Raw genomic sequence first — 21,265 nt, forward strand, 5'->3', positions numbered from 1 at the left:
GTGTGCGGGTGGGAGGACGCCCGAGAAGTGGTGGGGGCCGGGATTCAGCCGAGGTCGAGGGATTTGCCGATGATCTCTTTCATGATTTCGTTGGCGCCGCCGTAGATGCGCGAGACGCGGCTGTCGGCCCAGATATGGGCGATCGGGTACTCGAGCATGTAGCCGTATCCGCCGTGCAGTTGGACGCAGGCGTCGACGACGCGTCCTTGCAGTTCGGTGCACCACCACTTGGCCTTGGCCGCGTCCTGCGGCAGCAGCTGCCCGGCGTTCAGTTCGACTACACACCGATCCAGGTACTGCTGGGCGATGTCGACCTCGGTGACCAGTTCGGCGAGCCTGTGCCGGATGGTCTGCTGGGCGCCGAGGGGCTTGCCGAACGCATGCCGTTCGCGCACGTGGGTGAGGGTCGTCTCCAGCGCGGTCGTGGCCTGGGCGAGGCCGGCCACCGCGATGGAGATCCGCTCCTGGGCAAGGTTGCGGGTGAGGCCGGCGAACCCTTCGCCTTCGACGCCCAGGAGGTTGGCCACCGGTACCGGGGCGTCGGTGAAGGATAGTTCCGCCGTGTCCTGGGCGTGCATGCCAACCTTGTCCAGGTTCCGGCCGCGTGCGAAGCCGGGGGTCCCGCGTTCGACGACGATCAGGCTCAGGCCCCGGTGGGGGTGGCCGCCGGTTCGGACCGCGGTGATCACCAGGTCGGCGTTGATCCCGTTGGTGATGAACGTCTTCGCGCCGTCGACGACGTAGTGTGCGGCGTCGCCGTCACCGTGGCGCACCGCCTTGGTGCGGATGCCGGACAGGTCCGATCCGGTGCCCGGTTCGGTCATCGCGATCGCGGTGATCAGTTCACCGGAGGCGATGCCCGGCAGCCAGCGCCGCTTCTGCTCGTCGTCGGCGAGTTCGAGGAAATACGGCAGGCAGATGTCCGCCTGGAGGGACGGGCCGAGGATCGCGGGTGCGATGCCCGCCCTGGCGGCCTCCTCCTGCAGGACGACGTTGTACCGGAAGTCCCGTGTGCCCGAGCCGCCGTACGCCTCGGGGACGGCGAAGCCGAGTGCGCCGAGTGCGCCGAGCTTGGTGAACAGCTCGCGGGGCACGATCCCGGCGGCCTCCCAGGCGGGGTAGTGCGGGACGGCCTCCTTGGCGAGGAAGGCGCGCACGCTCTCCCGGTAGAGGTCGTGCTCGGGGTCAAAAAGTATTCGCTTCATCGCGACCTCACATGATGAATCCGCCGCCGCACACCAGGGTCTGGCCGCTGACGTAGTCCGACTCGGGTGCGCAGAACAGGTAGACCGCTCCGGCCGCTTCGGCCGGCGTGCCGGCGCGGCCCAGCGGGATCATCCGCTCCATCGCGGACAGCAGGTCCGCGTTGACACCGACCTTGATCCTGTTGCCCTGGATGTCGATCGACGCGTCGGCACCGGCCGGTGCCTCGGTGAGCCGCGTCCTGATGAGGCCGAACGCGACGGTGTTGACCGTGACGTTGTAACGGCCCCACTCCTTGGCCAGGGTCCGGGTCAGTCCGGTGACCCCCGCCTTCGCGGCGGCGTAGTTGGCCTGCCCGGCGTTCCCGCCGAGCCCGGCCAGGGAGGAGATGTTCACCACCTTGCGGCAGGACGCCCCACCATGCGTGGCCTCCCGCTTCGCCTGCGCGCTGATCACCGGTTGCGCGGCCCGCAGGATGCGGAACGGCGCCTTGAGATGGACGTCGAGGATCGCGTCCCACTGGTCGTCGGTCATCTTCTGGATGACCGAGTCCCAGGTGTAGCCGGCGTTGTTCACGATGATGTCGAGTCCGCCGAAGCTGTCCACGGCCGTCTGCACGAAGCGCTCGCCGAAGTCGGCGTCGGTGACGCTCCCGACGCAGGCGACGGCGGTGCCGCCGGCGGTCTCGATGGCGGAGACGGTCTCCGTGGCCGGTACGGCGTCGAGATCGTTCACCACGACCCGGGCGCCCTGCGCGGCGAGCTTGAGTGCGATCTCGCGGCCGATGCCCCGGCCCGAGCCGGAGACGACGGCGACCTTCCCGTCGAGTGGTCCCATGTCAGTGGTTCTCCCTTCCTTCGTGTGCGGTCTTCGATGGGTCGCCGGCCGCGAGGGCCACGACGGCTTCGCCGGCCAGGGTCGTGGTGCCGTCGGACAGCGCGACGGTGACCGCCAGCGTCAGGTGTCGTTCGTCCGCGACGTGCTCGACGGCGGTGACCTGCGCGCGGCAGACGGGCCGCGCATGGACCGGGGTGACGGCCAGGAACCGCACCCGCAGCGAGCGGACGCACTCCTGCGGCACCCATCCCGTCAGCAGCCGCCCGAGGTAGGCCATCGAAAGCATCCCGTGGGCGAACACGTCGTCGAGACCGGCCGACCGCGCGACGTCCGCGTCGATGTGGATCGGGTTGTGATCACCGGAGGCGCCGGCGAACAGGGCCAGCGTGGTCCGTGAGATCGCGGGTGCCTCGAGCGGTGGCAGTTCGGTGCCGACAACGGCCGGCAGCGTCGAAGTGTCCACGGACGTGCTCACCGCCTGACCTCCGGGTTCTGGACGACCAGGACACTGCGCAGATCGGCGATCCGCTCGCCGTCGCCGCGTGTCACGGCCGTGTCCTTGACGATGAACTCCAACGCGCCGCCCTTCTTCTGGTAGGTGTCGCTGATCGTCGACCGGGCGACCAGCGTGTCGCCCGCGTAGCCGAGCGTGTGGTAGGTGAACGACTGCTCGCCGTGCAGCACCCGGCGGAGATCCACGCCCAGGTCCGTGAGGTAGCCGAACGGGTCGCGCTGCTCCAGCTCGATCGCGAACAGGAACGTCGGCGGCACGGGCAGATCCCGGTGTCCCTGGGCGCGGGCCGCCCCGACATCGGTGTAGACGGGGTCGTTCTCACCGATGGCCTGGGCGAAGAACCGCAGCCGGCCGCGCTCGACGTCCATGCGCACCGGCGGCAGGCCGGTCCCTACCGCCGAGGAGGGAATGGTCATACCCGGTCCACCTTCTGATAGAGGGTGACGACCGCCGCGCCACCGAGGCCGATGTTGTGCTGGAGCGCGAGGTCGACGTCCTCGACCTGCCGGGCGCCTGCCTCGCCGCGCAACTGCCACACCAGTTCCGCGCACTGCGCCAGGCCCGTGGCGCCCAGCGGATGGCCCTTGGACAGCAGCCCGCCGGACGGGTTGGTCACGACCCGGCCGCCGTAGGTGTTGTCTCCTTCGACGACGAACTTCTCCGCGGTGCCTTCCGGCGTCAGCTCCAGTGCCTCGTAGCTGAGCAGCTCGTTCGTGGTGAAGCAGTCGTGCAGCTCCACGACCGCGATGTCCCGTGGGTCGGTGCCGGACCGCTCGTACACCTGCCGGGCCGCCGCCCGGGACAGGTCGTAGCCCACCAGCTTCATCATGTCCTGCTCGTCGAAGGTCGACGGGGTGTCGGTGGTCATGGCCTGGGCGGCGACGGCCACCGGGGCGTCGAGACCGCGGGACCTCGCGAACTCCTCGCTGACGATCAGCGCGGCGGCCGCGCCACAGGTGGGCGGGCAGCACTGCAAACGGGTCAGCGGCCCGTAGATCTGCGGGGAGTCGAGCACCTCCTCGACGGTGACCGGCTCCCTGAAGACCGCGTACGGATTGTTCGCCGCGTGCCTGCGGGCCTTCACCGCGATCCGGGCGAACGTGTCGGGCGCCAGACCGTACTTCCGCGCGTACGCCTCTCCGGCACCCCCGAAGTACCGCGCCGCGAACGGCGCGTCGCTCTCCCCGACCGCGGCCCGCGCGACCTCGTCGAACCGGGCGAACGGTGAGGGCCGGTCATCCCAGAGCATGTCCAGCGCTCCGCGCCGCATCTGCTCGAACCCCAGCGCCAGGACGCAGTCGGCGGCTCCGCTCTCCACCGCCTGCCGGGCCAACCACAACGCCGACGAGCCGGTCGAACAGTTGTTGTTCACGTTGACGATCGGGATGCCACTCTCGCCGATCCGGTACAGAACAGACTGACCAGATGTCGAGTCTCCATACACATAACCCACGACCGCGTACTGCACGTCCCCGTACTCGACACCCGCATCCGCGAGCGCCGCACGGACCGCGCCCTCCCCTATCTCCACGTAGGGTTTTGCCCTGCTCGGTGTAGCGAACGGGACCATGCCGACCCCTGCCACCCGTGCCTTACCAGCCATGCTCGCTCCTCAGTCGGCGACACTGAAAACGCTACCCTCACTCCGATCAAATTCCTAGTGTTGATTCACATAGCGTTGGTAGCGTGGAAGGCCGCAGGACCGAGGAGCCGGATGCCGGGGCCTCGGTGCGGGATTCGGACGGCCAAGGAGGGAGCCGCCGACCGGCTCAGCGGGGCCGTGTCCCACGGCCGGAGCCGGACAGGCGGCCAGGTGCGGGCAAGAGCCCTTGGAGGCCCGGTGAACCTGGCGACCAAGACGGCCGCCATGAAGCGCTACGGCCGGTTCCCCTTCATCCAGAGACAACGAAAGGTCATCACTCATGCAGATCGAAGGAAACGTAGCCCTGATCACCGGGGGAGCCTCCGGCCTCGGCCTGGCCACGGCCGGCCTGCTGCACGCTCAAGGCGCGGCAGTAGTGCTGTTCGACCTTCCTGGCTCGGCCGGCAAGGAAGCGGCCACGCGCCTGGGAGAAGGCGCAGCCTTCGTCCCCGGCGACGTCACCAGCCAGGAGGACGTCACCACCGCACTCGATGAAGCCCAGCGGCTGGGACGTTTGGCCATCGCCGTGAACTGCGCCGGCATCGGCAACGCCGTGAAGACCGTCGGGAAGCACGGGCCCTTCCCGCTGGCAGAGTTCACCCGTGTGGTGAACGTGAACCTCGTCGGCACCTTCAACGTCGTCCGGCTCGCCGCCACGCGCATGGCTGCCAACGATCCCGTCGACGAGGAGCGAGGCGTCATCGTGAACACCGCTTCCGTGGCCGCGTTCGACGGCCAGGTCGGACAGGCCGCCTACTCGGCCTCGAAGAGCGGCATCGTCGGCATGACCCTCCCCGTCGCCCGTGACCTCGCCGACAAGGCGGTCCGGGTGATGACGATCGCGCCCGGACTGTTCGAGACCCCGCTGCTGGCTTCCCTGCCCGACAAGGCGCGGCAGTCCTTGGGTCACCAGGTGCCCCACCCCTCGCGCCTGGGACGACCGGCCGAGTACGCCTCCCTGGTCGCACAGATCATCACCAACCCGATGCTCAACGGAGAGACCGTCCGCCTCGATGGCGCCATCCGCATGGCCCCGCGGTAGCGTCCGCCTTGACGCTCGCAGGGAGCGGCAGAACGGCCCACCGCACTGCGCCGCGCGGGCGGCGCACGCGTCCGCGTCCCCGAGCACCCGCACCGCCAAGGGGGGCGCGCACTCTCCGAGGATGTGCGCCCCCTCGGCCTTCACTGGCGGCCGACCGGTGGGCGGTCGCGTCGGGCACGGCCCGTGGCACGGCCTCTCTCCAGCCCCGGGGAACATGCTGGTCAACCGTGAGGGAAACGGGGCTTGGCCGTCCCCGGCGATGTCAAGTCCCGACCTTCCGGTTCATGACTCCGCGAGTGGCTCCGGCCTACTGGAACCGAGACGAAGGGCGCCCCAAGGGTGCCCCTCACTACCAGCGGGAGAGAAACATGGCTCGCGAGATCCGAAAGAAGTCCGTCCGCCTGGGCGTCGCGGCGTCGGCCGGACGGGTCACGGCAGGCGTCGTCCTCCCCGCCACGACGGCGTTGCCGGCCCCGACGACCGAGGTGACCGCCGCTTCGTAGGGCGGGTCAGCCGCGCGGGCCGGCACCGTGCAGCAGGGTGTCGATGATGCGGGCGGCGAGGGTGTCGGGGTCGGCGCCCTCGGTGCTGCCGTGCAAGGACTCTCCGATGAGCGCGTAGTAGGTACGGCGCACCCAGTCGAGGTCGGCCGCTTCGTCGATGAGTTTGTCGTCCTGGGCGCGCTTGAGCACGGCGATGCAGCGGCGGCCGATGTCCTGCTGGAGGACGGCGGCCTCGCTGTCCGGGTCTTCCGGCAGCCCCAGGGCGAACGCCCAGGCACCCTTGACCTGGAGCACGTTGGCGGTGATCCGGTGCATCGCCACCAGCGGCGGTGCGGTGTCCGGCCTGCCGTCGTCCACCGCCTGGGCGAGCTGACGGGCCGCGGACGTCGCCAGCGCCTCGATCAACGCCTGCCGACTGGCGAAGCGCCGGTGGATCGTCGTCCGGGCCACTCCCGCGGCCGCGGCGATCTGTTCCATGGACGCGCCGGGCTCGTCGGCGAGCACGCGCTCCGCCGCCTCCAGGATCGCGCGGACACTGCGCTCCGCGTCCGCCCTCAACGGTTGTGCCGCCTTCTCGCCCATCACGCCTCCCATTAGGCCACTTACCTCGGCACACGATACATCACGGATGCGCCAGGACAGATAGCTGCGACATATCTGTTGCAGTTCCTCGGTAAATCGGTACTCTCTCATCTCAGATGCCGTCGATCACGGAGGAACTCCCATGCACAGCACCGCCCTCGTCACCGGAGCGTCGTCCGGCCTCGGCGCGGAGTTCGCCGAGCAGCTCGCCGCCCGCGGGCACGACGTGGTCCTGGTGGCGCGCTCCGGCGACCGTCTCGCCGCGCTTGCCGAGCGCCTGACCGTCGAGCACGGCGTCCGCGCCCACGCACTGGTCCAGGATCTCGCCGAGCCGGACGCGGCCCACCGTGTCGCCCACCGGCTGGCCACCCTCGGCCTGAACGTCGATCTACTGGTGAACAACGCCGGCTTCGGCACCTGCGGCCGTTTCGAGGAGATCTCCGCGGCCCGCGACCACGACCAGCTGATGGTCAACGTCGTCGCACTGGTCGGCCTCACCCACGAGCTGCTGCCCGGCATGCTGGAGCGCGGCCGCGGCGCGGTGGTCAACGTCGCCTCCAACGCCGGCTTCCAGCCGTCCCCCTACTTCGCCGTCTACGGCGCCGCCAAGGCCTTCGTGCTGAACTTCGGCCTCGCCCTGCGCCAGGAGTACCGGCGACGCGGCATCCGCGTCCTCACCTTGTGCCCCGGCCCGGTCGAGACCGCCTTCTTCGACACCATCGGCACCCGCAAGGCGGCCGTCACCGGCTCCATGACCACCCCGCAGCCCGTCGTGCGTGCCGCGCTGCGCGCACTGGACCGCGACCGCGGCTACGTCGCCCCCGGACTCGGCAACGCCTTGAGCGCACACCTGACACCCCGCCGCCCCCGGACGATGGTCGCCGCCATCGCCGAACGCATCACCCGCAAGGTGCTGACCCCGTCCGCCGACGCCTCGACGCTCCGGGAGAACGCCGCATGAAACCCTCCACCGCCTCTGCCTTTGCCGGCGCCGCCTCGGCGATGCTGCTCGTCGGCACCTCGGCGGCCGTCTCCGCCACCATCGCCGACTACCCGGTCCTCGCCGGACAGGCCCTGCGCTACGGGCTCGCCGCAACCATCCTGATGGCCGTCGTACGCCACCAGCGCCCGCCCCGCGTCCGCCTCACGCCACGCGACCACCTCCTCCTGCTCGCGCTGGCCGCCACCGGCCTGGCCGGTTTCAACCTCTTCCTCGTCGAAGCCACCCGGCACGCCGGCCCCGCCATGATCGGCACCGTGATCGGAGCCGTGCCCCTCGTCCTCGCCCTCGCGGGGCCGCTGATGGAACACCGGCGCCCCACTCCCCGCACCGTCGGCGCCGCGCTCGTCGTCGCACTCGGCGCGGCCGTCGCCGCCGGCCTCGGCTCGGGCAGCCTGCCGGGCCTTCTGCTGTCCCTGGGCGCGCTCGCCTGTGAGGTGGCCTTCTCCTTGCTCGCCCTCCCGCTCCTGCCCAGGATCGGCCCCCTGAGGGTCGCCGCGTACCCCGCCGCCCTGTCCGTACCGATGCTGCTGGCGGCGAGCCTCGCTCTGGAGGGCACGACCGTCCTGCGGCTGCCCACACCCGGCGAAGCAGCTGCTTTCGGCTACCTCGGAGCGATCGTCACCGCGGCCGCATTCTTCCTCTGGTACGACGCGCTGCGACGTCTCGGTGCCGACCGAGCGGGCCTCTTCGCCGGTCTCGTACCCGTGGGCGCCCTGGTCACCACGGTCGCACTCGGCCTCGGCCAGGCGGGCCCCGCCGACGTCACCGGCGCCCTGCTCGTCGCCTCGGGCGTCTACCTGGGCTTCGGTCGGCCCAGCCGCGTCAGCCGGGGAGCACGCCGTCCTCGGGCGAGTCTCCACGAGCCGGTCCGATCAGCTCTCCGGCGACGCCCCGACCCGGTCCCGCCCCGAGTCTCCTCACGAACAACGACAGGTCCCGGTCCTGCCGGGCCGCCGCGACGTCCGTCATCCGAACTGCCCACGCCCGCCGCCGCCACAGCCGTTCCGCTTGACTGACGGGCAGTTTCACCGCTGCCCTGTCGTAGACGCGCGGGCCTTCGGCGCCGTCTCCCCAAGCCAGTCGCTGCCAAGGGTCGGCGGGAGCTTCTTCGACGAGCTGGTCGGTGCGTCAGAAGCCGGCAAGAGATCGCGACTTGGGTCCCGTGACGACGTAGCCGAATCCGAGCTGCTCGAGCAGGCGGCGGACGTTCCAGCCCTGTCCGCGGGCCCCGTCCGCGGTGACCCAGGCGGCCGGCGAGCCCGCGGCGACGCAGCGGCGGACGGTGTGCGGGCCCGTGCGGCCCAAGACATGTACAGACTCCGCTGATCAAGCTCGGCTCGCGGAATCGGGCCGGCGCGGTCGCGTTCGCCTACGAGTTGGGCATCACCCGCGGCGAACCAGCGGGAGTGATGCAGTCCAACGTGTCGGGCGAGGCGGCTCGCGCCCGTCACCAGCTTGGACGCTTGATGCCTCACCGAGAGGTCAGAGCGGTCGGCTAATCCCGTCCGCTGAACGCCAGCTAATTCCCAGGCCGACCATCACGACACCCGACGCCCCACCGATCCAGGACAGCCGACGCGGTGACCTGGCAAGCCAATTGCGGGCCGTTCCGGCCACAAGGCCCCACGTCGCGTCGGAAACCAAGGCAACAAGGACGCAGATCAAGCCCAGCAGCAACAGCTGCACCTGGGCATTTCCCGCTGAGGCGTCCACGAATTGCGGCAGTACCGCACCAAAGATCAGCAGGCCCTTTGGATTGCTTACCCCGACAACGAAGCCCTCCCGGACGACCCGCCCCGGACGTCCCGCCGATGACGCGGTCCCTTCCTGCACGGTCAGCAGATGACGGTGCCGCCAGGCCTGAACACCGAGGTAGACGAGGTAGAGAGCGCCGGCGAACGTCAGAATCGAGAACACAAGGAGGGATCGGGCAAGCAACTCCCCCAGCCCGAAGGCCACCAGCACGACCTGGACGAGCAGCCCCGCCTCGTTGCCCACCGCAGTGGAAACAGCAGCCCGCCGGCCCAGCGTCACCCCCCGGCTCACCACGAACAGGACGCTCGGCCTGGGCACGGCGATCAGCACGGTCACCACGGTCAGGAAGACTGCCAGACGCTCTAATCCGATCACCGCCACAGGATACGCGCCCGGCACCAGTGCCCCGCCGTCCGTCGAAAACAGTGAATCGTGCAGGACTATCCGGCCCTTGACAGTCTGTTCCTGTTCGCCGTATTCGACCGCGCGAACTGTTCCAGCCGGCCGAGGTCGCCTCGGCCGCGGGAACGACGACGGGCTCATGAGCCAGGTGGAGGGATGACGCACGAGCTGACGCCTGTGCAGGGTCGTTCTCTCGGTGCCCGCGCGGGCCGCGATCTCCTCGAAGCCGGGTTCCTCGGAACTGGTCTGCGCGAATTCCTCCAGGGTGGCGAGGCGGAATGCCCGCAGGAGTGCGGCACCCCGCACCGGCGGACCGTCGCGCGCGGGGCGTGCGGCGCATCCGGTTCGTTCGGCGAGGATTCGGTGGAGTCGACGGGGTCACCGACACCGTGGCCGGGTGGGCGGCGAGCGGCTGTCGCCGTCTGGTGACAGCCGGCGGAGCGACGACTCGGCGAACGAGGGCTGTTGGGGACGGGCGCCCTCAGACCGGCGGCAGCGTGACCGGCGGCGGCAGGGTCCGGCCGTCGGTCGTGAGGGCCTGGGCGAGGCGGTCGAAGTAGCTGATCAGCCCGGCCCGCAGGTCGGTCGACTCGGGGTCCAGCGCCCACTGCACCTGGAGGCCGTCGCTGATGGCCGGGATCTCGTGGGCCACCGCGCGGACGTTGGCGTCCGGGCGTAGCTCGCCGGTGGCGATCGCCGCGCGCAGGCAGCGTTCGTGCAGGGCCCGGCTCTCGGCGTAGCGCTGCCGGAAGCGCTCGTGCGCCGGGTGGGTCGGGTCGCTCGCCTCGGCGGAGAGCTGGACGAAGAGCTGGAGCCTGCCGGGGTGGGCGAGGTTGTAGGCGGTGGCCTCCACCATGGCGTCACGCAGGGGCGCCAGGCCGTTCAGCAGGCCGGCCGCCTCCAGTGCGAGCACGCGATCGCGGGTGCGGGCTTCGTGCCGTTCGAGGACGGCCACCAGCAGCCGTTCCTTGGAGCCGAAGTGATGCACGACCACCGTCGCGGAGGTTCCGGCGTCGGCGGCGATGCGGGCCAGTGAGGAGCTGCCGTATCCCGCCTGCGCGAAGGCCGCGGTCGCGGCGGCGAGGATCGCCTCGCGGCGTGCGTCGGCCGCGGCGTAGGTGCCGGTGGCCCGCCGTCTGCCCGCCGACGTGCGGCGCGACGGTGAGGATCCAGCCGTTCGGGTCATGCGCCTCAGCCTACCGAGGGTTGCCCCGTCCTCCCGGCCCGCCCGGACGGACCGCTCGCCGATGAGATCTGCGTCACTTTTTTAAATTATGTGATGCATTCAGTTTTAACGTGCTCCGAACGACGAGCGACGACGCCGTCGCGGCAGGAGGAACACGATGAAGACCTTTCTCACCGGCAGGCGGGCACCGGTCGTGACCGAGGGCGCGGTCACGACCGAGCCCCCGGCGCCCGGTACTGCCGAGCTGCCCGGCTACAGCACGGGCTTCGCGGTCCGTCTCGTCGCCGCGCAGTTCCTCATCTCGCTCGCGCTGTTCACCCCGGTCACGGTCTCGCTGTCCCTTCGGGTCGGACAGCTCGATCCGGACGGCAAGTCCTCCTCGCTCAGCACGGTCCTGGCCGTCGGCGGTTTCCTCGCGCTGATCGGCGGCCCGCTCTTCGGAGCGCTGTCCGACCGCACCACGTCCCGTTTCGGCCGTCGGCGGCCCTGGGTGATCGGCGGCATGGCGGCCGGTCTCGGCGGCCTGCTGATCACCGGTCTCGCCCAGAGCGTCGCCGTCCTGGGTATCGGCTGGGCGATCACCCAACTCGGCATCAACGCCACGCTGTCCGCGCTGCACGCGGTCCTCGCCGACCGGGTTCCGGAGCAGGCCCGGGGCCGGGTCGCCGGTGCGGTGGGGATGATGACGTACGTGGCCATGGTGGCCGGCGCCGTCACGGCGCAGGCGCTGGACGGGTCACCCCTGCTGCTGTTCACCGGCCCCGGCGTGCTCGGTCTGGCCGGAGCGGCGCTGATCACCAGAGGGCTGCGCGGTGACCCGCCGGCCGACGCGGGGACGCTGCCGCCGTTCGCGCTCGGGGCCTTCTTCCGCTCGTTCTGGGTCTCGCCGCGCCGGTACCCCGACTTCGCGTGGAACTTCGCGGGCCGCTTCCTGGTCTTCGTCGGCGTCTCCTCCGTCACCGGCTACCAGCTCTACTTCGCCGAGGACCAGCTCGGTCAGAGCACGGACCAGGCCACGGGAACGGTGGCCGCCGGCATGACCGTCATGACCGTGGGCGCGGTCGTCGGCTCCCTGGTCTTCGGCTGGCTCTCCGACCGCACCCAGCGGCGCAAGTTCTGCGTCTACACGGGCACCGCCATCCTCGCCGCCGGCATCGCGCTCCTGGTCGCCGCCCACTCGACCGGCGTGTTCCTGCTGGCCGTCACGGTGTTCGGCATCGGCATGGGCGCGTACCTGGCCGTGGACACCGCCATCGCCATCACCACGCTGCCCCGCGCCGAGGACGCCGCGAAGGACCTGGGCGTCCTCAACGTCGCCAACGCCCTTCCCCAGTCACTCGTCCCGGCCATCGCCCCCCTGCTGCTGGGCATCGCCAGCGACGACGGGACGAACTACCAGGCGCTCTACCTCTTCAGCGCCGTGGCCGCCGCCGCGGGCGCGGTGGCGCTGCGGTTCATCCGCTCCGTGCGCTGACGGCCGTCCGGCCCTCCCCCGTAAGCCCTCACCTCCCGACCCCCCCTGGAGCCACCCCGTGACCACACCGGCGACCACCGGCACCTACCGCGACGCCACCCTCCCCGTCGAGCAGCGCGTCACCGACCTGCTGGCCCGCATGACCGTGGAGGAGAAGGCCGGCCTCCTCTTCCAGACCATGCTCACGATGAACCCCGACGGCACCCTGGCGGAGGGGACCGGACTGCTCCCGTACACCGCCCGCGAGCTGGTGGGCGAACGGCGGATGACCCACTTCAACCTCCTCGGCGGGGCGGGCCCGCGGCAGATGGCCGAGTGGCACAACCACCTCCAGGAACTGGCCGAAGACTCCCGTCTGGGCATCCCGGTCACCCTGTCCTCCGACCCCCGCCACGCCTTCACCGACAACCCCGGCACCGCCATGCGCGCCGGCGCCTTCTCCCAGTGGCCCGAGACCCTCGGCCTGGCCGCGCTCGGCGACCCCGAGCTGGTGCGGGAGTACGCCGACACCGTGCGCCGCGAGTACCTCGCCGTGGGCATTCGGCTCGCCCTGCACCCGCAGATCGACCTGGCCACCGAGCCGCGGTGGGCGCGCGGCAACGGCACCTTCGGCGAAGACGCCGACCTGACCTCCCGCCTGGTCACCGCCTACCTCGAAGGGCTTCGCGGGCCGGGCGACGGACTCGGCCCGGACAGCGTCGCCGCGATGGTCAAGCACTTCCCCGGCGGCGGCCCGCAGAAGGACGGCGAGGACCCGCACTTCGCCTACGGCCGCGAGCAGGTCTATCCCGGCGGCTTCTTCGACTACCACCTCCAGCCCTTCAAGGCTGCGCTCGCCGCAGGCGCGACCCAGATGATGCCCTACTACGGCATGCCCGTCGGCACGCCGTACGAAGAGGTCGGCTTCGGCTTCAACAAGGGCGTCATCACCGGACTGCTCCGCGAGCAGCTCGGTTTCGACGGCATCGTCTGCACCGACTGGGGCCTGATCACCGACAGCGAGCTGTTCGGCGAACCGATGCCCGCCCGCGCCTGGGGAGTGGAGCACCTCACCCCGTTGCAGCGGGCGGCGAAGGTCCTCGACGCGGGCGCCGACCAGTTCGGCGGCGAGCACCGCACCGACCTCGTGGTGGAACTGGTCGGCTCGGGCCGCGTCACCGAACAGCGCCTCGACCGCTCCGTACGCCGCCTGCTGACCGAGAAGTTCCGCCTCGGCCTCTTCGACGACCGCCGCTACGTCGACCCGGACCGGGCGGAGGAGACCGTCGGCAACGCGGAGTTCCGCGCGCGCGGCGAGGTCGCGCAGCGCCGCTCGCTCACGCTGCTGAAGAACGACGGGGTCCTGCCGCTGAGCGGGCGGCCGAAGCTGTACGTGCGCAATGTCTCCGCCGAGTCGGCCGCTCTCCACGGTGACGTGGTCGAGGAGCCCGCCGCCGCCGATCTCGCCGTCCTGCGGCTGTCCGCCCCGTACGACCCGCGGCCCGGCGGCTTCGAGTCGTTCTTCCATGCCGGCCGGCTCGACTTCCCCGCCGAGGAGCTGGCGGAGATCCTGACCCTGCTGCGGACGGTGCCCACGGTCGTGGCCATCCACCTCGACCGCCCCGCCGTCGTCCCGGAGATCGCGGAGCACGCCGCCGCGCTGCTGGGCGTCTACGGAGCCTCCGACGCGGCGCTGCTCGACGTCCTCTTCGGCCATGCCGACCCGCGGGGCCGGCTGCCCTTCCAACTGCCCCGCTCCGTGTCCGAGGTCGAACGGAGCCTGCCGGACCAGCCCCAGCAGAGCACGGACCCGCTCTTCCCGTTCGGGCACGGTCTGCGGTACCCCGCGCGGCAGGACCGGCCCGCGTAGGCGCACCTTCCCGTCCCCGCGCTCGCGGATGCCGGCACGAGGAACACGCCCCAGAGTGAACGACCGAGTATCCCGCCCCAACATTCCTCACCCTCAGGCGGCTCGACCGATGGCCCAGATGCCGGCCTGCCCCTCTGCCAGGTCCTCGACGTCCCTCGGAACCTGCTGAGGTGCCGGACCGGCACCTGCACGGCCTGCGGCCGGCCCTTCACACCGCCTGGGCGGAATCGCGTGGGCGTCCGGCGTCCCTGGCCTCGGCCGTGGCGGCGACCTCCAGAGGCAGACCGGCGGACCAGGCCCTCCATGGCCGTCCCGGCGTCCCTGCGGGCCATGGGGGACAGCGCACGCCAGGCGGCAGCGGCGTGCTGTTCACCGACCTGCATGCCAGGCGGCAGCGGCGTGCAGGTCGGTGAACAGCACGGGGCATCCGGGCGGCGGCACCGGCTGCTCGTCCTCGGGTCCGTGGCGGCCGGGACGGGGGGCGGGGGCGGCGGCTGCGCCGGCCGGAGCGGGGCGGGCTCTGGCCGGTGCCTGGGCGGCTCTGGCCGGTGCCTGGGCGGCCGCACGTTCCGTACCGCGACTACTCACCCCAGGTCCGGGCGACGGAGGTGCTCGGCGCCGCCGAAGCGCCCGACCGCCCTCCCCGCTCACCGGCGACCGCCACGCCTCTGCCGTGCCCGGGACCGTGGGGCGGCGCTTGGGTCACTTGATGAAGCCCTCGACGACCTTCGGCGGCCAGGTGCCGGCCTTGAGGACGCCCATGGAGTAGGTGCGGGAGACCAGGGCGGCGCGGTTGGGGACCTTGAGCCTGCGCAGCAGGCCGGTGACGTGGTACTCCACGCCCTGTCGGCTCAGGTGCAGCCGGCCCGCCAGCGGTTGGCGTAGTCCTGGCCGGTGGTGCCGACGAAGAGCCGGTGGTGCTGCCCCGCAGGCCGGACGGGTCGATGCCGGCCCGTTCGAACGCCTCCCAGGAGGTCTCCAGGAGCAGGCGCTGCCGCGGGTCCATCGCCAGGGCCTCGCGCGGGGAGATGCCGAAGAACCCGGCGTCGAAGCCTCCGACGTCGTGCAGGAAGCCGCCGCGGCGGGTGGCGCTGACGCCTCGGTTGTCGTGGCCGCCGCCGAAGAGGGCGTCGAGTCCCAGCCGCGGTCGGTGGGGAAGCCGGTGATGCGGTCCTCGCCGTCGGCGAGCATGCGCCACAGGTCTTCGGGGGTGTCGACGCCGCCGGGCATCCGGCAGGCCATGCCGACGATGACGATGGGTTCCTCGGCGATGCCGGCCGCGACGGCGGGGGCGCCCGTCTCGCCGTGTTCGTCGAGGAGTTCGGCCACCAGGTGCGCGGCGAGGGAATGCGGGGTGGGGTAGTCGAAGACCAGAGTGGCGGCGAGGCGCAGGCCCGTGACGGTGGTGAGGCGGTTGCGCAGTTCGACGGCGGTCAGCGAGTCGAAGCCGAGCTCGCGGAACTCGCGGCCGGGGTCGACGGCCTTGGCCGAGGAGTGGCCGAGCACTGCGGCGGCCTCCGCGCGGACCAGTTCGACGGCGTGCCGGACCCGTTCGTGCTCCGGGAGGTCGAGGAGGCGGCGGGCGAGGTCGGCCGCGGTGCTCGCGCCGCCGACCGCGGTGGCGGCGGCGCGGCGGGTGCCGCGCACCAGGTTGCGCAGGAGCGGCGGCACGAGGCCGGGTGGGCGGGCGTCAGGGGACGTGGCGCCGACGGCGACGATCAAAGGCTCGTCGGAGCCGGTCGCCGTGTCGAAGAGGGCCAGTCCGCGTTCGACGGGCAGCGGCGCGGCACCGGAGGCGGCGATGCGTGGCGCGTCGAGGAGGTCCCGGCGGCCGGTGACGGCGAGCACGGCGCGGTGCTCCAGCGCGGCGCGGGTGGTGCCCAGCGACAGCGCGAGGTCGGCGGTGGCCGGGGCCCCGGGCGGGGCGTCGGCGAGCCGGTCGCGCAGGCGGGCCGCCTGGTCGGCGAGGGCGTCGGCGCTCGCCGCGGTGAGCGGCACGGGCAGCGGCCGCAGGGTGTTCCCGGCGGGCGCGGGCGCGGGTTGTTCGAGGGCCTGTTCGAGGATGACGTGCGCGTTGGTGCCGCTGGCGCCGAAGGAGGACACGCCCGCGCGGCGGGGCCGCCCGGTCTCGGGCCACTCGGCGGGCTCGGTGAGCAGCCGCACGGCGTCCGGGTCCCAGTCGACGTGCCGGGAGGGCGTGTCGGCGTGCAGGGTGCGGGGCGGTACGCCGGGCCGCAGGGCGAGGACCATCTTGATGACCCCGGCGACACCGGACGCGGCCTGCGTGTGCCCGATGTTGGACTTGACGGAGCCGAGCAGCAGCGGGCGGTCCGGGTCGCGTTCGCGGCCGTAGGTGGCGAGCAGGGCCTGTGCCTCGATGGGGTCACCGAGGGTGGTGCCGGTGCCGTGCGCCTCGACGGCGTCGACGTCCCGGGCGGTGAGCCCCGCGGCGGCGAGCGCCTTGCGGATGACGCGCTGCTGGGACGGACCGCTGGGCGCGGTCAGTCCGTTGCTCGCGCCGTCCTGGTTGACGGCCGAGCCGCGCAGGACGGCGAGGACTTCGTGGCCGCGGCGCCGGGCCTCGGAGAGCCGCTCGACGACGAGCAGGCCCACGCCCTCGGCCCAGGCGGTGCCGTCGGCCTCGTCGGCGAACGCCTTGCAGCGGCCGTCCGGGGAGAGCGCGCCCATCTCGCCGAACTCCACGAAGCCGACCGGTGTCGACATCACGGTGACGCCGCCGGCCAGGGCCAGGGAGCACTCGCCGGCGCGGATCGCCCGGGCGGCCAGGTGCAGCGCCGTCAGGGAGGGGGAGCAGGCGGTGTCCACGCTGACGCAGGGGCCCTCCAGACCGAGCGTGTAGGAGAGCCGGCCGGGAGAGCAGGCTCGCCGACTGGGCGGTCTCCACGTGCCCGGTCTGGCCGGCGGCGGGACGGTAGTCGCCGCTGCCGCCGCCGACGAAGACGCCGGTGTCGCCGCCGCGCAGTGTCGTCGGGTCGATGCCGGCCCGCTCCAGCGCCTCCCACGCGGCCTGGAGCACGATCCGCTGCTGCGGGCCGATGACCAGGGCCTCGCGCGGCGAGATGCCGAAGAACGCCGGGTCGAAGTCGGCGACGTCGTCGAGGAAGCCGCCCTCGCGGGTGACGCTGCGGCCCCGGCCGTCCCGGTCGCCGTGCAGCAGCCGCTCCAGGTCCCAGCCGCGGTCGGTGGGGAAGCCGCCGATGGCGTCGGTGCCGGCGCCGACCAGCTCCCACAGGTCCTCGGGCGAGGTGACACCGCCGGGGTAGCGGCAGGCCATGCCGACGATCACGATCGGATCGTCGCCGTCGGCAGCGGCGGCGGCGTGGGCGGCCGGGGTGCCGGTGACGGTCTCCTCGCCGAGCAGGTCGGCCAGGAGCCGTCCGGCCAGGGCGGTGGGCGTCGGGTGGTCGAAGACCAGCGTGGCGGGCAGCGTCAGACCGGTCGCCGTGGCGAGCCGGTTGCGCAGGTCGACGGCGGTCAGCGAGTCGAAGCCGAGATCCTTGAAGGCGTGGCCGGCGGGGACCGCGTCGGCACCGGAGTGGCCGAGCACCGAGGCGACCTCGGCACGGACCAGCTCCAGCAGGGTGCGCTCGCGCTCGGGCCGGCCCATCGGGCGCAGCCGGTCCCGCAGCGCCGCGGCCGTGCCGCCGTCCCCGTCCTCGCCCGTCCCGGCGCGCAGCGCCTCGCGGGCCTCGGGCAGGGCGGTGCACAGCAGGCCGGGACGGGTCCGGGTGAACGCCGGGGCGAACCGGTCCCACACCACGTCGGCGACGGTCACCGAGGCGGGGGCGACCGGGTCGGCGGCGGCCTCGCCGGTCACCGCGGCCAGTGCGGCGAGCGCCCGGCCCGGCTCCATCGCGGGCAGTCCGCTGGCGCGCAGGTGCGCGGCGAGCCCGTCGGGTCCCGCGCCCTGCCAGGCGCCCCAGGCGACGAGGACGGCGTTGACGCCGCGGGCGCGGTGCCCGATCAGTTAGGAGATCCGGTCCTTTCGGGGGTTGGCCTGTCCCCGGCTGAGGCCCCAGACCTGGTAGCCCAGGCCGAGGAGGTGTTCCGCCAGGTACGAGCCGTCCTGCCCGGTGATTCCGGTGATGAGTGCGCGCTTGGACATCTTCCCTCTTTCCACCGCCGCGTCGAGGACCGGCCGGGCGGTCGTCCGTACCCGTGGGAGTGGACTGGTCGACAGCTCGTGTGTCCACGCGGGCGCCGACCGGCGGCCTGCGCTCACGAGCCGTCCTCGTTGCGGTCATGCAAGCACGGCGGTCGCTAAGGAATGTGCGAGTCTTTTCCGGTGCCGCCCTCCGCGCTCGGTCAGCACGGCGGTTCCCGGCCGGGTGACCGCGGCCGCGCGGGCCGGCCTGGCGACCACGTCCACGACGAGGCCGCCGGGTCCACGGCGCCGCCCCGAGCCGGGACGGGCGTCGCTCACCTGTCCCGGCGCCGGGATTCCGCGGAGGCGGTGACCTCGGGGTCCCTTCGGTCGGCGACGTGGTCGGACAGCAGTCGCAGCGCGTCGGCCGAGGCCCTGTCGTTGGGTGTGTAGATCTCGAGCCGGTGGTCGGGGCTGTCGGGCTGGAGCCACACCTGGTAGTCGACGCCGATCCTCCCGACGGACGGGTGGTGCAGACGCATGGTGCCCACGGTGCAGTCCGCGACGTCGCCTTTGGCCCACAGCGTGGCGAAATCCACGCTGTGCATGGCGAGTTCGCCGATCAGCTCGGCCAGGCGGGCATCGGTGGGGTACCTGCCCGCGGTGAGCCGCAGGTAGGCCACGTGGGTCCGGGCCAGTTCGGCCCAGTTCAGGTACAGGTCCCGGGTGAGAGGGTCGAGGAAGAACATCCTGGGTACGGACGGCCGTTTGAGGTCGCGGGGCGCGTCGAACCCGACGTGTTCCGCGACGAGCGCGTGTCCGGTGCGGTTCCAGGCCAGCACGTCGCCGCGGCGGCCGAGCACGACGGCCGGGGTGGTCTCTCCCAGGGACGCCAGCAGCGCCAGCGCTCGTGCGTGCGGCCTTTCGGGGCGGGGACGCACCAGGCGTGACACGGTTGGCCGGCGGGCGAGGTTGTGCAGGTGGGCCGTTTCGGCCGGATCGAGCCGGAGCACGCCGGCGAGCGCGTCGAGGACCTGTTGGGACGCCGTGCCGGCCTGATCCTGTTCCAGCCGCGTGTAGTAGCCGACGCTGACGCCGGCGAGCTGCGCGAGCTCCTCACGGCGCAGGCCCGGTACGCGCCGTGTGGCGCCGTAGGCACGCAGTCCGACGTCGGCGGGCGTGACCCGGTCGCGACGGCTCTTGAGGTATGTCCCGAGGCTCTCCAGCACCATGAGTGCGAGCGTAGGCGCGCCGGGCCGTGTCATGGGTGCCCCTGGGAGGTGTACCCATGACACGGGCTGGTTGCCGAGCGGACGGCGCCGCACCGTTCGGAAGCATGAACGAACAACGTGTTCCCCACTCACCCGGTCCGCGGCAGTGGCTCGGTCTGCTCGTGGTACTCGGCCCGGTCCTGCTGGTCGCGATGGACGGTTCGGTCCTGTTCCTGGCCATGCCCGAGGTCGCCGCAGCCTTGTCGCCGACCGCCGACCAGGCGTTGTGGATCCTGGACGTCTACGGATTCGCCGTCGGGTCCCTGCTCATCGCCTTCGGCAACCTCGGCGACCGGTACGGTCGGCTGAAACTGCTGGTGACCGGCGCGGCGGTGTTCGGCGCCGGCTCGGCGGGAGCGGCTTTCGCGTCCACACCGGAACTGCTGATCGCCTGCCGGGCGCTGATGGGCGTGGCCGGAGCCACGCTGCTGCCGTCGGCGCTGGCGGTACTGAGCGAACTGTTCCCCGACCCCCGCCGGCGGGCCCGGGCCATCGGGATCTTCGCAGCCACCTTCGCGGCCGGGTTCGCGATCGGCCCGGTCGTCGGCGGCCAGTTGCTGAGCCGATTCTGGTGGGGATCGGTCTTCCTGGTCAATCTCCCCGTCGTCCTGCTGTTCCTCGTGCTCGCCCCGCTCCTGCTCCGTGAGGTACGCGCCACCCGAGGCGGCCGCGTCGACGGCCTGAGTGTCGTGCTGTCCGCTGCGGGGGTCCTGCTGACCGTCTACACGATCAAGCACACGGCCGCGGAGGGGCCGTCCGGGGCGCCGGTGGCTGCGGGAATCGTCGGCGTCGCCGCGCTGGTGTGGTTCGTCCGGCGGCAGCTCCACCTCCGGCATCCGCTGGTCGACCTGCGCCTCTTCCGCGACCGGGTGTTCACCGTCGCGGTCGTCACCGGGCTGCTGCCTCTGGCCGCGTGGTCGGCGGTGGCCTACCTCGGCGGCATCTACCTCCAGTCCGTCCTCGAACTGCCCGTCATGGAAGCCGCCCTCGTCACGCTTCCCGGCGCCGCCGTGCTCACCGTCACCTGCGTCGTCACACCGGCACTGGTCGCACGCCTCGGTACGCGAGCAGCGCTCATCACCTGCCACTTCCTCGTCGCCGTAGGCCTGCTCCTGCTGTTGCCCACCCGCGTCTCCGGCGGGATCGGCTGGTACGTGGCCTCGACCGTCGTCGCCGGCGTCGGCTACGGGATCTCCTTCAGCGCGGTCGCCGACACCGCCGTCGCGGCGGTTCCCGCGGCACGTGCCGGATCCGCGGCAGCGATCGCCGAGACCAGCAACGAGATCGGCAACGCCCTCGGCATCGCGCTGCTCGGCTCGCTGGCCGCCCTGATCTTCCGGCTCCAGGGCCCTGACCTCGCCGAAACCCTGAACGAGACACTTGTGATCCCCGGCCTCGCGCCCGCCGTCGTCGATGACGCGAAAACCGCCTTCGTCACCGGTCTGCACGCCGCAGCCGTCATCGCAGGCCTCCTCCACGGCGCACTCGGTGCGTTCGCCTCGCGCCGACTCCCTGAAGCCCTTTACGGTATGGGCGACGCCGGCCGTCGGCCGGCCGAGCAGTCCGCACCCGGTGCGTCACGCGCCGACGGGGGAGCAACACCCCGTTAGGGCTCCAGTCGGACTTCTGCGGTGCTCCTGGTCAACGGCCTGGCGGTGGCGAGTGCGGCGGGGCCCGGCATGGGCGGGGCGGTCTTGAGCCGGCCGTCCCGCCGGCGTGTGCCCGCGCTGTCGGGCCGGCTGGGCGCCGTCGACCTCGGCCACGGCGGGCGCAAGGGCGGCTGCCCAGTCGTGGAGCCGTTCGCGCCCGTCCCCCGGGCCCGCCGGCGGGCGCTGCCACGCCTCGGGTGGGGCCGGGGCGAGGAGACGACCGATCCCGGGAGACACCGCCCCGGCCG

General features: G+C 72.2%; 15 protein-coding genes and 4 pseudogenes. 6 read left to right on the forward strand and 13 right to left on the reverse strand.

The genetic code is table 11. The features are described 5' to 3' along the window. Positions 1–44 precede the first annotated feature (44 nt). The 5 genes from ACFF45_RS08935 to ACFF45_RS08955 are packed head-to-tail and all read right to left on the reverse strand — an operon-like array spanning position 45 to position 4,157. Positions 45–1,205, reverse strand: coding sequence for an acyl-CoA dehydrogenase family protein (locus ACFF45_RS08935; protein WP_381344288.1), 1,161 nt, complete (start codon positions 1,203–1,205; stop codon positions 45–47). Between the two features lie 7 nt (positions 1,206–1,212). After that, entirely contained in the window at positions 1,213–2,040 is an 828-nt protein-coding gene (locus tag ACFF45_RS08940; protein WP_381344291.1) for an SDR family NAD(P)-dependent oxidoreductase, read from the reverse strand. Position 2,041: 1 nt separating this feature from the next. Next, positions 2,042–2,515: a MaoC/PaaZ C-terminal domain-containing protein gene (locus tag ACFF45_RS08945; RefSeq protein ID WP_381344293.1), complete on the reverse strand. Its 474-nt coding sequence runs from the start codon at positions 2,513–2,515 to the stop codon at positions 2,042–2,044. Next, complete coding sequence (locus tag ACFF45_RS08950; protein ID WP_381344296.1) at positions 2,512–2,970, reverse strand: MaoC family dehydratase N-terminal domain-containing protein; 459 nt, start codon at positions 2,968–2,970, stop codon at positions 2,512–2,514. Before ACFF45_RS08950 ends, ACFF45_RS08945 begins: the two co-directional genes overlap by 4 nt. Continuing rightward, positions 2,967–4,157, reverse strand: a complete 1,191-nt coding sequence (locus tag ACFF45_RS08955) for a lipid-transfer protein (protein WP_381344299.1) — start codon at positions 4,155–4,157, stop codon at positions 2,967–2,969. Before ACFF45_RS08955 ends, ACFF45_RS08950 begins: the two co-directional genes overlap by 4 nt. 319 nt (positions 4,158–4,476) lie before the next feature. Here ACFF45_RS08955 and ACFF45_RS08960 point away from each other — a divergent pair, with 319 nt between their 5' ends. Then, entirely contained in the window at positions 4,477–5,238 is a 762-nt protein-coding gene (locus ACFF45_RS08960) for a 3-hydroxyacyl-CoA dehydrogenase (protein WP_381344300.1), read from the forward strand. A gap of 509 nt (positions 5,239–5,747) precedes the next feature. On the opposite strand, the gene ACFF45_RS08965 is transcribed toward ACFF45_RS08960, so the two are convergent. After that, a complete protein-coding gene (locus ACFF45_RS08965) occupies positions 5,748–6,323 on the reverse strand; it encodes a TetR/AcrR family transcriptional regulator (protein WP_381344303.1) in 576 nt (191 codons plus the stop codon). 142 nt (positions 6,324–6,465) lie between these two features. Between ACFF45_RS08965 and ACFF45_RS08970 the strand changes: the two genes are divergently transcribed. Both ACFF45_RS08970 and ACFF45_RS08975 read left to right on the forward strand, forming a co-directional pair. Continuing rightward, positions 6,466–7,284 (forward strand): SDR family NAD(P)-dependent oxidoreductase, encoded by an 819-nt coding sequence (locus tag ACFF45_RS08970; RefSeq protein ID WP_381344305.1) that lies wholly within the window; start codon positions 6,466–6,468, stop codon positions 7,282–7,284. Between the two features lie 41 nt (positions 7,285–7,325). Beyond that, complete coding sequence (locus tag ACFF45_RS08975) at positions 7,326–8,342, forward strand: DMT family transporter (protein WP_446697130.1); 1,017 nt, start codon at positions 7,326–7,328, stop codon at positions 8,340–8,342. Here the strand turns inward: ACFF45_RS08975 and ACFF45_RS35635 are convergent. From ACFF45_RS35635 to ACFF45_RS08990, 3 genes and pseudogenes are all read right to left on the reverse strand, one after another. Beyond that, positions 8,338–8,607: pseudogene (locus ACFF45_RS35635) on the reverse strand (IS701 family transposase); the annotation flags it as partial. The gene ACFF45_RS08975 and the pseudogene ACFF45_RS35635 sit on opposite strands and share 5 nt — an antisense overlap. A 201-nt stretch (positions 8,608–8,808) precedes the next feature. Next, positions 8,809–9,789 (reverse strand): LysE family translocator, encoded by a 981-nt coding sequence (locus ACFF45_RS08985; protein WP_381344313.1) that lies wholly within the window; start codon positions 9,787–9,789, stop codon positions 8,809–8,811. A gap of 175 nt (positions 9,790–9,964) precedes the next feature. Next, positions 9,965–10,669 carry a TetR/AcrR family transcriptional regulator gene (locus tag ACFF45_RS08990; protein ID WP_381344315.1) on the reverse strand — a complete coding sequence of 235 codons (705 nt, stop codon included), beginning with the start codon at positions 10,667–10,669 and terminating at the stop codon, positions 9,965–9,967. 157 nt (positions 10,670–10,826) lie between these two features. Between ACFF45_RS08990 and ACFF45_RS08995 the strand changes: the two genes are divergently transcribed. Then, positions 10,827–12,143 (forward strand): MFS transporter, encoded by a 1,317-nt coding sequence (locus ACFF45_RS08995; RefSeq protein WP_381344318.1) that lies wholly within the window; start codon positions 10,827–10,829, stop codon positions 12,141–12,143. 139 nt (positions 12,144–12,282) lie between these two features. Then, positions 12,283–13,992 carry a glycoside hydrolase family 3 protein gene (locus ACFF45_RS09000; RefSeq protein ID WP_381344348.1) on the forward strand — a complete coding sequence of 570 codons (1,710 nt, stop codon included), beginning with the start codon at positions 12,283–12,285 and terminating at the stop codon, positions 13,990–13,992. Positions 13,993–14,572: 580 nt separating this feature from the next. Here the strand turns inward: ACFF45_RS09000 and ACFF45_RS09005 are convergent. From ACFF45_RS09005 to ACFF45_RS09020, 4 genes and pseudogenes are all read right to left on the reverse strand, one after another. Then, positions 14,573–15,663 (reverse strand): annotated as a pseudogene (locus ACFF45_RS09005) (acyl carrier protein). 87 nt (positions 15,664–15,750) lie between these two features. Next, positions 15,751–17,968: pseudogene (locus ACFF45_RS09010) on the reverse strand (type I polyketide synthase); the annotation flags it as partial. Positions 17,969–17,983: 15 nt separating this feature from the next. Further along, a pseudogene (locus ACFF45_RS09015) lies at positions 17,984–18,118 on the reverse strand (GDP-mannose 4,6-dehydratase); the annotation flags it as partial. Between the two features lie 314 nt (positions 18,119–18,432). After that, on the reverse strand, positions 18,433–19,329 hold the full coding sequence (locus tag ACFF45_RS09020) for a helix-turn-helix domain-containing protein (RefSeq protein WP_381344320.1): 897 nt from the start codon (positions 19,327–19,329) through the stop codon (positions 18,433–18,435). 104 nt (positions 19,330–19,433) lie between these two features. On the opposite strand from ACFF45_RS09020, the gene ACFF45_RS09025 reads away from it, so the two are divergent. Continuing rightward, complete coding sequence (locus ACFF45_RS09025) at positions 19,434–20,978, forward strand: MFS transporter (protein ID WP_381344321.1); 1,545 nt, start codon at positions 19,434–19,436, stop codon at positions 20,976–20,978. Positions 20,979–21,265 lie beyond the last annotated feature (287 nt).

Source organism: Streptomyces cinereospinus, from assembly GCF_042430725.1.
In the GTDB taxonomy this organism is placed as follows: domain Bacteria; phylum Actinomycetota; class Actinomycetes; order Streptomycetales; family Streptomycetaceae; genus Streptomyces; species Streptomyces cinereospinus.

Coding starts and splice junctions, on each gene's coding strand:
- ACFF45_RS09025 (WP_381344321.1), top strand. CDS start 19,434: ATGAACGAACAACGTGTTCCCCACTCACCCGGTCCGCGGCAGTGGCTC.
- ACFF45_RS08940 (WP_381344291.1), bottom strand. CDS start 2,040: ATGGGACCACTCGACGGGAAGGTCGCCGTCGTCTCCGGCTCGGGCCGG.
- ACFF45_RS09000 (WP_381344348.1), top strand. CDS start 12,283: ATGACCGTGGAGGAGAAGGCCGGCCTCCTCTTCCAGACCATGCTCACG.
- ACFF45_RS08935 (WP_381344288.1), bottom strand. CDS start 1,205: ATGAAGCGAATACTTTTTGACCCCGAGCACGACCTCTACCGGGAGAGC.
- ACFF45_RS08955 (WP_381344299.1), bottom strand. CDS start 4,157: ATGGCTGGTAAGGCACGGGTGGCAGGGGTCGGCATGGTCCCGTTCGCT.
- ACFF45_RS08965 (WP_381344303.1), bottom strand. CDS start 6,323: ATGGGCGAGAAGGCGGCACAACCGTTGAGGGCGGACGCGGAGCGCAGT.
- ACFF45_RS08970 (WP_381344305.1), top strand. CDS start 6,466: ATGCACAGCACCGCCCTCGTCACCGGAGCGTCGTCCGGCCTCGGCGCG.
- ACFF45_RS09020 (WP_381344320.1), bottom strand. CDS start 19,329: ATGGTGCTGGAGAGCCTCGGGACATACCTCAAGAGCCGTCGCGACCGG.
- ACFF45_RS08950 (WP_381344296.1), bottom strand. CDS start 2,970: ATGACCATTCCCTCCTCGGCGGTAGGGACCGGCCTGCCGCCGGTGCGC.
- ACFF45_RS08960 (WP_381344300.1), top strand. CDS start 4,477: ATGCAGATCGAAGGAAACGTAGCCCTGATCACCGGGGGAGCCTCCGGC.
- ACFF45_RS08975 (WP_446697130.1), top strand. CDS start 7,326: ATGCTGCTCGTCGGCACCTCGGCGGCCGTCTCCGCCACCATCGCCGAC.
- ACFF45_RS08995 (WP_381344318.1), top strand. CDS start 10,827: ATGAAGACCTTTCTCACCGGCAGGCGGGCACCGGTCGTGACCGAGGGC.
- ACFF45_RS08990 (WP_381344315.1), bottom strand. CDS start 10,669: ATGACCCGAACGGCTGGATCCTCACCGTCGCGCCGCACGTCGGCGGGC.